The following is a 9,644-nucleotide window of genomic DNA, read 5'->3' on the forward strand; positions in this document are numbered from 1 at the left end:
CCCCGCCGATGCCATGATCTCATCGGCACCGGCGTGTACAACTGTTTCCTCTGGTGTTTCCATGGCCCCTTCGCCTATTTCTGCGTCAAGATCTTCTTCCGGGGAAATATAGTTTCCACTATTAACCTGTTGCAGGTCAGTGTGCTTTTTTCTGTACGATAAGCAAGTAGTGGTCGCCTCCTCCTCCTACTACCCACCGTACCAGCAGCGCTGCCACCAAGCTACCTTAATGGTGGAAGGAAAGTTTTGATTTTTCAGCCTATGTTTTAACCTTTTTCTCACAGAGTGTAATATAGTTAGCAAGGATAGAATACTATTTTGCTCTACATCCCCGCCGGAGAGGAAGTGAGCGTATGGTGTTTATTCGCAATCGACAGCACTACAATGCCAGGATAACCATAATTCACTAATGTCTTGTAATGAGCTGCTTTATCCATATTAACATACGATTTGATGGCATCTTTAATCTCGTCGAACATGAGATTTAACTTATTTTCATTCAACCTAAGAATATGACTATTTTTACTCAAATCCTCTTCCACTATAGAAATACCACCTCTTCTTTATGCTGTGAATTATAGGTTTTACTGATTTTTCTCAATAATTTTGGAAGTTATTTTCAGAATGGGTAATCGTATAGCAAATCCGAAAAGACTGGTAGGCATTCGACGTCTCATTGATTGCATCATTGCGTAACTCCTCAGAGAAATTTTTCAATCTCTGTGCATATCAAGATGATAAATTGTCAATTTTAAATTGAATTTCGTGCTTATTGAAATAGTAATTTTCCGACCTGGCGGACTCAAGAAAATCTTCGACCTGTTTACAGGTCCATTTTGCGAAAATCAACAGCTCATAAGATATATTAGCTATCTTTTCATTTTTAATATCCGTTATTAAATAGTACAAGGTATTTATAGCGTTGACGGCTTTAAAATATTATTTTTCCTCCATTTTAAAGATTAATGTTTCATACAATACGTTTATGTAAACCCGTATCCGACGATCGTTTCGTCCTTGCTATGGAAGATAAAGTCCGGGCGAATGGGCAACTGTTTCCACCTGTGATCCATTATAGGTCAGCATTGTTTCCCTATGCCAACATGGACAGCTTTATGATTCTAGCTGAGTGCAAAAGAGATAGGAATGTTATCAGGTTTGCTATTTTACTAACCTAGGAGTGCCTGCATCCATATCATTTCTAGCATTGATTAAGCTGAAAATTCTTTCGCCAGCGGCGTTATTGTCCCCTGTCTGGCTCGGAAGTATAATACAGTCTCCTCGTTTTTCGATAAATGCTTTTTATTTTTATAATGACGCTAGTTATAATATTTACCAACTACGTTGTTGTGCAACGCAACAGATGATATGGGTATCATAAACCTACTTTTATATTCAAATTGCATCCTGAATTCGATTAAGATATCGAGTGAAACACCTGGCAGATGATGTCTCTCTCAAATTGAGATAATAAATTCAGAAAAACATTCATAAAAAATAATATTAAATATTATGACATTCCCAGGTATTTCTCGAAATTCATTATTATAGTAGAAATGGCTACGTTAATGTTATTTTTCCAGAAAGATAGCATAGTATCAATCAGCAGTAAAACAAAAAACCACCAGCCAAAAAGTCGGTAAAGATAGACTTTTATTTAAAAGGGAAATTTCACGTCAATGATTGACATCATCCATAAAGACAAGACGTATGAAAATACCTACCTTAACTACTACGAAATATATAACGATAATTTAAGGTCTATATACGTTAGTTTCCTTTACGCCGACTGATCAATTGATCGCGTAAATTCGTCGGTGTTTATTTTATGGTCAAGGTGTCTATCATGGCATCCCAGAATATATGCTCGCCGAGCAATTATGCATCGAAATTCAGAGTAATCCCGACGCCGCCGGCATATTTTGTTAGCTGGTGCAGTATGCCACGAGGACGGGAACGTATCCTCTAGCGCATAACTATGTTCGCTTGAGAAAACCTGAAAAATCTTTTTACCCCTGGCGTAAGGGCCGCGGAAAGCTCCGCAAGCGCGATCTCTTCGCCAGCCTACAACTGCACTTTACAGTAGTGTCTGCTGGCGAACCTTGCTGTTGGTAGTTATCGAGATGCACCTAAGTACAATAAATTATCCACTGCCTGCAGCGGACTGAGATTTTACGCCTTGGTGTCCAAACCATTGACTAATTGGAAGAAGTCCATTATAGAAATCCGAGACCTTACGTCCAACGTGCCCCTTCAAAAACGTTAAATAGCCTGTAGCGTGTCGAGTTCGACTAGATTTCCCATTTGGTCAAATCAATGCGCGCCACAATATCGGCGCGTAGAGATATCCAGATAGTGGGTACTTCTAATATCCAGATGTTCATGCATTCGCATACTCTGGCAGGTGCTGAGTACCGCAATAATGCGATACTCTGTCGCCAGACAACGATATTGACAAAACAGTACGATCCCACCTTCGGCAAAAGGGTATTTCGTTAACTCAACGCGCAGTCACTTCGCCGCGACGCAGTTGAAGTTGAGAAAACCTTTATTTCCCGGTGGTAGCTGCGTACCGTAATTCCCTATAGTTCGCTCTGCGGCGTAAAACGCCATAAGCCCTACTTTTGGCGCTGTAGACGCGGTGCAGTTCGGGCATCACTTCTTGCACCGACTGCGAAACCTCAAGCGGTGATTCGCACAGCACCAGTTCCAGCGTCTATTCATCACACTTAATCATTTGATGAAGGGCAATCTGGCCAATATCCAGACTCATGATCTATTCTCCAATTCTGGTCAAGTGCGTATTCAAACACCGAATAGCTCTCCGCTACAACTTCTGTTGCCGCCGCAAACTGAACCTGAAACGCTATAAGGGCTAGAAACGATAAAAGTGCGGAAAAAGGGGAGTTGATACGGTAAGATATCGGACGTTAACAGGCCATGTATATGGTATTATGCCACAAGTATCCCTTTACAATGACGAAAAGATAGAGATCCTGCTTGTCGAGCTGTCAGCAGTACTGGAAAAACATTGTACGCTGACCGATTTCGCGCTGATTGTCCTAGGGAATATGGTTACCTATGTGATTAGAATCCGCGTCGTGCTGGATATGCGCAGCACCCTGGTAAAATCGTTCACCGATGCCATGTATGCCTCGGTGCCGTTTCCCGATATATATTAAGCATAAGCCAAAACAGAGCTATGGTAACAACTAGTCAGCGCTACCGTGACAAAGTATCCCAAATGATTAGTTGGGGTCACTGGTTCGCCCTTTTCAATATCCTGCTCAGTTTGGGGCTTGGCAGTCGCTATTTTTTTATTGCAGACTGGCCCAGCTCGCTGGCGGGACGGCTATATGCGTTTGCTAGCTGGCTTGGCCATTTCAGCTTTCTTGGCTTCACGCTATACCTGCTGGTTATGTTTCCCCTCACCTTCGTTGTGATGTCTCAGCGGCTGTTGCGCTTTCTGTCCGCCATCATCACCACCGCGGCGTTAACGCTGCTGCTGGTGGATACCGAAGTTTTTACCCGTTTTCATCAGCATTTGAACTCCATGGTCTGGGATTTACTTATAAACCCGGATCAGACAGAGTTGGTTCGCGACTGGCAATTGATGTTTATCGGTATTCCATTAATCTTCCTGGTAGAGGTGCTGTTTGTCACCTGGAGCTGGCAAAAACTGCGCAGCCTTAATCGCTATCGCATCGGTAAACCTATCAGTACCCTCTTTATCGTCGCCTTTTGTGCCTCTCATATAGCTTATATTTGGGCCGACGCGAATTTTTACCGCCCTATCACGATGCAGCGCGCCAATTTGCCGCTGTCCTATCCAATGACCGCGCGCCGTTTTCTGAAACACCATGGCCTAATTAACACCCAGGACTTCGATCAGCGGTTGGTTCAGCAGGGCAACCAGGAAGCAGCGGTAGAATATCCCTTGAATCCGATAAGCTTTAACGATAAGGGCAGCGGCCTCAATTTGCTCATTATTACTACCAGTATGCTGAGTAATGACACTATAGACCAGCAAATGCCAGTCCTTAAGCGCTTCGCCCAAAAAAACATCTGCTTTACACAACACTTCAGCACCGGAAATCAGGTGGACACTGGGTTATTCGGGCTGTTCTACGGCATTTCGGCTTCTTATTTGGACGGTATTCTAGCGACGCGAAAATCGTCGGTGCTGTTGGACGCTCTCAATAAACAGGGCTATCAGCTCAGCCTGTTCCCTTCCGATGGCTTTCATGATCCGCTCTACCGCCAGGCGTTGTTAGCCGACTTTACGCTCCCTGAACCTGTCAATCAGAGTGACGCGCAAACCGCCAGACAATGGCAGCAATGGCGAAATAGCTACAGCGGCACTTCGCCATGGTTTTCTTATGTTTCGTTCAACGGCACCAGAGTCAGCATCAGTTTAGAGAACACGCCAGATATCACACGCCACTATCAGCAAGGGGCGCAGCGTTTGGATAATAGTCTGGCGCAAATGCTGAACACATTGCGCGAGCACGGCGATTTGGACAACACCGTGGTCATTATCACCGCTGCCACTGGGCTGGAACTGGACGACGACGGACACGTGCGGAGCGAGAGCAGCACTCGTTTCAACCGCGCGCAGTTGCAAGTGCCGCTGGTGGTCCATTGGCCTGGCGCGGCGGCTCAGGTGGTAACGAAACTCACGAATCACAACGATGTGACCGTAACGCTTATGCAACATCTGCTGCATATCAGCAATCACGCCAACGACTATGCACAGGGCGAGGATCTTTTCGCATCGCGCCGCCGTAATGATTGGGTTCTGAGTGCAAATAGACATCAGTTGGCTATCACTACCTTAAACGAAACCCTATTGCTGGATAATAACGGTAGTTGTCTCATCTTTGACGTTAACGGCAAGGAGCTACCCCAGAAAAAACCGCAGCTGACGCTGCTATTGCAGGTGTTAACTAATGAAAAACGCTTTATTGCCAACTAACCGCTTAAAACTAAAGCAGTCGTTAGAGTTGGGTATTGCATTCATAGAGGGAACGGGTAGTATAAGCGCCCACGAGTTCGGCATGTAGCGCAGTCTGGTAGCGCACCGTCATGGGGTGTCGGGGGTCGGAGGTTCGAATCCTCTCATGCCGATCAAGCCATTCCAAAAAACCCAATCACTAGTGATTGGGTTTTTTGGAATGGCTTGATCGGCATTTCATAGTGAGGTGATAGCCATTCGCTGCTATCAGGTAAACCGTTCTACCCAGTACTCCGCCAGCGCGATATTCTATTCAACGAATAGCCCACTGATGCCAGTAGCGCCCAGGACCTTCCCCACATGCGAATAGGCATATCACCTGGCATCGATAATAGCAGGGCGTTCATTTAATACACCTAGAGGCAGGGAGCCTTGCTAGACCTATTCTGACACCAGGAGTGTTACGCCGCAGCATTAGCGCCGTTTAGCGCCGTATAGGCTTTGCGATAGATAGGCCAGCGGCAACTGCGGGCAGGAATGATGTGCGGCGAAAGCTACCAGCTCGCCGTAAACTCTCACAATCACCACCGCCATCCCGATCGTGTCAGGATCTGACAATATCGACTCAATGAGAATCGGTAACAAAGGTCCTGGAGCACCGATTTATTATTAAGAGTATAGCGCGCTAAAATCATCTCTGTCCTTTACCATTGGCTATAATATTCTCCATAATGGTGTCATCGAGCGCACATTCAGCGCTTTTTTTCGCCAGTATCAGAGTGACGCGATATCCGCTCTATCCAGTTCCACATGCTGCACTAAATAAACTGTATCGGCGGTCCTGACAGTGCCCACATAAGAAATTACGGGCACCTTTACTATTAAAACATACCCCACCAGAGTACATAAGATGTGTTGTCTCTTCTCGAGATTCAGAAGGGGTTTTTGCCAGAAGAGTTGCAACAATAAAAATCTTCCATACCACGCTGCAGTTGATTCTCTACCACCATTGTCAAAATATCGACATTGATAGATAGTCCGAGTTTATTTACAATGATAATTGTCATAATACCGGTCCGGTCCTCCTTGGCTTCATCCGTTAACATCATTTGCAGCCAGTCCCAACCCCGTTTTCGTTAGACACGTGCTAAATCTGATAATCCAACGCAGCATTGGCAAATACCACCTCTTCTATTTCGGTCAACGACAGTTACGGGTTGCATAATTGAATGAAGTACTAGGCATATTTACAACTGTAACTCACCCCGTTTCACCCCCAGCCAGACGGTATTAGCCTCTAACAGATGCTTCGCGCTTGAATCTAGCCGAGGCCCGTATCTCTTTCACGGTTTTAAGACATATCTGCTAGTAGGCTCACCTTAGTCAAAATTCGACATAGGTCTTACAATGTAAGAATCTTGAACGCTTATCACTACTTACGGATGCAGCCCTGTCTCCTGAAAAGCCACATCAATTGCTCTTCGGTCATCAATTTCTCGCTAGCGATACCGACATCGGTATCGCCGGATTTCAGCATAGCAATCATTTCCTCGGGGATGATCTTATTAAGCACAACTACACCCGGGAATACAAAGTTCGAGAAATTGCTTAATGGTGCCCAGTAGATTGTATCGTGCTTGGGTATGAGTGGGTGGCGGTGACGATGGAAAATTCGCCGGAATCTTTATTGGCACACACATCCTGCAATCGGGCGAATATTATTCTCCTCATTGAGAATGCGAGCAGTTGCCGACAGCAGCGTCTTACACTTCTCCATCATGCCGATCAGACGCTTGCCGCGGCAGGTAAAAATTACTACCCCAAGCTCATCTTCAAGTTCACAGATACAATAGCTAGTGCCCAATTGCGAAGTGAAAAGCGCGCTCGCAAAATCGGTCAGATTATAGTTACAGCGAGCTGACTCTCGAGGATGAAACACAGTTACTGAAAATTCATACCTATTCACACTCCTTTTAATACTAAAAATTTGGCTTTGTCTATGTACTGACTGTATAAAGCGCTTACGTAACACTTAGTCAGCGTAAAGGATAACGACAGCCGCGACGAGGAGCGCACTACCGAGAGGATTCAGGCGCGGGGAATTACTCTCATTACCACTATGGTAAATAGGCGTTGGTATAGTACTCATACACCGGCAGGACGATTTTCACAATACCGAGAGAGGTCGTTGCATCCAGCACATCACGCCAGGCTTTATCATTTTGCTTCAGTTGATCGTCGCCGGGCGTGCCCAGTACCTGCATCGTGTCATGCCATTGGCGTTTGACGAAATTCTCGTCATAAGACTTACTGTACTTGGCGGCGAAGGCAGCGGTGGCTTCATCGGGATGCTCAATGGCATAGCGCAAACTGCGCGCGGTTGCACGCATGAACGCCTTAGCCAACTGAGGATTCTTTTCTAGCCAGCGTTGATTACCGGCGAACATGAATATCGGCGTATCCGGTACGCCATGGCATATCGCGGGTATAAATTCCGGTGTCTGCTTGCCAGCCATCACAATTTCCGTCCCTTCGGCGTTGGTAATCCCGGTCGCTGCGTCTACTCGTTTTTGCAATAGCAGCGGCACGGTATCAGCAGCAGCGGCAACTATCTGGATATCATCCAGCGTCATGCCAGCGCTTTTCAACATTAACGAGAGCTGCGCTTTAGTCCAGGCGTCGTTATAAATGCCGATGCGCTTGCCTTTTAACCGCGCAAGCGTGACCGGTTGCCCCCCAGGCGTAAAAATGCCCCAATTATTGCCGGTGCCATAGCGACCGATGGAAATGACAGGCGCTCCCTGCTCTTTCGCGAAGATAATGTCCATAACGGTGGTAAACGCTACATCTGCCCGGCCGGTACCAAGGAATTTCATGGTGTCGGCTACGGTAGGCGGCGCCACCACGTTCAGATCGATACCCTCGTCGCGGTAGAACCCTTTGCTGATCCCCAATATCCAGGGGATCCAAAAACTATCCGCCACTGGCCATTCCTGTACAAAAATGACTTTTACAGGCGCCGGAGCGGCAAAAGCCGGCACGAAAAGCCACCCCATCCACATTGCTGCGGCGACGGCAAGAGCTGTGACTTTCGACAGCCAACGGTTCGGCATAACCTATATCCTTTGTTTGTAACGGAAACATGACACGCCCAGCAAACCGGGCAAGCCACTGCGCCTTTAGTCGGGTAGTACCCGATGACAGGCACTGATACTCACTCCTCCTTTTTCTACCGGTGGTATCAAAGGCCGGCAGTGCCTGACGAAACAGATTGAGCCAGGAGACCAGTTTGGAATAGCGCTGGCGCCAAAGCGCGGTCAAAGCGCAAATCCAGGTAGGGCACCACCACACCGCGGCAGCAAGGGAAATTTCTCCTACGTGCAGAATTTTAGTAGCAAAGTGCAGAGTATAATGTAATTCGGCGTAGTCGAACGCACGAACTACCCTCTCCTGCTGGCATAAAACAGCCCAGCGAGAATTGCATCGCAGGATTACCACGCCACCGGCATTATCGTCAAGGAATTCGATGATGACCCGAGAGTCAAACAGCGTCTGTCCCTTTGATCGCCGACGGCAAAGCGACTTTGCGACTAAATAGCGAAGCCGGAAGCGTTCTTAAATAAATATTTAGAGGCATCCTGTAGGAAAAGCGAGGGATGCAATCAGAATAACATTCTGTTTATACAAAAGAAAATTACAACTCTGAGGCGATAGAAAACACTATAGCGCCTCGTAGACGGAATACGACTGGGACATGATACGCCCTGCCCATCGGCGCGACGAAAGCACGAAACGCCGTGCCGAACGCTAACATCGAAGCGCTATATCGATTGGCAATGCCGAAAGCAGAAAACACCCTATTAGCACACTCTGGGCCGATAACAGACTCCTTCCAGGATATAAGGAGAAATGAGATGATAAATCTGATTCTCATAGCCATCCTGCTCAGCTTTGCCGTATTTTCGCTGATCAAAGCAATTTGAAAGATTTACAAAAACGCACTGATAGATAAGTGCCGCTGCTAGTTACCCCTGCCTGCCGCCGCATCACGTAATTCCCGCGAGGCAATCCCGTAGCTATCATTCCTTAGTCTCAGACCCCCCTGCTCGCACCAGGCGGCAGAGGCGACGACGTCGGGTTTTCCTCAAACAGAGGGGGTGTGCGGTCACATTGCACACCCCCTCTGTTTATGAACTACACCCTTTGTCGCGACAGATATGTTAGAACATATAGGTCATACCCAATGCGACGATATTGTCGGTGGAGATCCGTGCGACACGGGTAAAGTCGTCCTTGGACAGAAGATTGATGCGGTAATCGATGAAGGTCAGTATGTTCTTACTGAAGTTGTAGCTGGCACCCAACTCAAAATATTTTTTGATATCGTGGCTCCCGCCGGTTTGGTCACCGTCAATGCGCGACCGTAGATAGCCAATAGAGGGACGTAGGCCAAAATCAAACTGATATTGCGCGACTAACTCAAGATTGTGCGCTTTTTCAGCAAAGCCGTGTAATCCCTCGGAGAAGTCTCCGTAGGGCGTCATATTACGGGTTTCGCTATACAGCGCCGCCAGATAAAGGTTATAGGCATCATATTTCAGGCCGAAAGCGTAGGCTTCAGCCTTTTTGCCCTGACTACGCCCAACATCCGGCGATCGCTGAGACAGGGTGCGGTTGCTGCTGCTAACGG

At 46.9% G+C, this 9,644-nt stretch carries 8 protein-coding genes, 1 tRNA gene and 1 pseudogene; 3 read left to right on the plus strand and 7 right to left on the minus strand.

Annotated elements, in window-relative coordinates; genetic code table 11:
* Window positions 1–323: 323 nt before the first annotated feature.
* A complete protein-coding gene (locus tag BG74_RS09300) occupies window positions 324–530 on the minus strand; it encodes a hypothetical protein (RefSeq protein ID WP_187202865.1) in 207 nt (68 codons plus the stop codon).
* A gap of 1,291 nt (window positions 531–1,821) precedes the next feature.
* Window positions 1,822–2,713, minus strand: a pseudogene (locus tag BG74_RS11845) (nucleoid-associated protein).
* A 241-nt stretch (window positions 2,714–2,954) separates the two neighbouring features.
* Between BG74_RS11845 and BG74_RS09310 the strand changes: the two are divergent.
* The 3 genes from BG74_RS09310 (at window position 2,955) to BG74_RS09320 (ending at window position 5,127) form a co-directional block, all read left to right on the plus strand.
* Complete coding sequence (locus BG74_RS09310; protein ID WP_066598042.1) at window positions 2,955–3,182, plus strand: DUF1414 domain-containing protein; 228 nt, start codon at window positions 2,955–2,957, stop codon at window positions 3,180–3,182.
* Window positions 3,183–3,202: 20 nt separating this feature from the next.
* Window positions 3,203–4,975 (plus strand): LPS biosynthesis-modulating metalloenzyme YejM, encoded by a 1,773-nt coding sequence (gene yejM / locus BG74_RS09315; protein ID WP_066598043.1) that lies wholly within the window; start codon window positions 3,203–3,205, stop codon window positions 4,973–4,975.
* 78 nt (window positions 4,976–5,053) lie between these two features.
* Window positions 5,054–5,127, plus strand: a tRNA-Pro gene (locus BG74_RS09320).
* Window positions 5,128–5,886: 759 nt separating this feature from the next.
* Here BG74_RS09320 and BG74_RS14510 read toward each other — a convergent pair.
* From BG74_RS14510 to BG74_RS18505, 5 genes are all read right to left on the minus strand, one after another.
* Entirely contained in the window at window positions 5,887–6,063 is a 177-nt protein-coding gene (locus tag BG74_RS14510) for a hypothetical protein (protein ID WP_187202866.1), read from the minus strand.
* A gap of 323 nt (window positions 6,064–6,386) precedes the next feature.
* The gene (locus BG74_RS21045) at window positions 6,387–6,527 is read right to left on the minus strand and encodes a hypothetical protein (RefSeq protein WP_244267497.1); all 141 of its coding nucleotides are present in this window, start codon (window positions 6,525–6,527) and stop codon (window positions 6,387–6,389) included.
* 111 nt (window positions 6,528–6,638) lie between these two features.
* Window positions 6,639–6,818: a hypothetical protein gene (locus BG74_RS21050; RefSeq protein ID WP_244267498.1), complete on the minus strand. Its 180-nt coding sequence runs from the start codon at window positions 6,816–6,818 to the stop codon at window positions 6,639–6,641.
* Window positions 6,819–7,071: 253 nt separating this feature from the next.
* Window positions 7,072–8,067, minus strand: coding sequence for an ABC transporter substrate-binding protein (locus tag BG74_RS09330; RefSeq protein ID WP_066598046.1), 996 nt, complete (start codon window positions 8,065–8,067; stop codon window positions 7,072–7,074).
* A gap of 1,107 nt (window positions 8,068–9,174) precedes the next feature.
* The coding region (locus tag BG74_RS18505; RefSeq protein WP_244267499.1) for a porin at window positions 9,175–9,644 on the minus strand (470 nt) is incomplete at its 5' end.

The organism is Sodalis-like endosymbiont of Proechinophthirus fluctus, assembly GCF_001602625.1.
GTDB lineage: Bacteria > Pseudomonadota > Gammaproteobacteria > Enterobacterales > Enterobacteriaceae.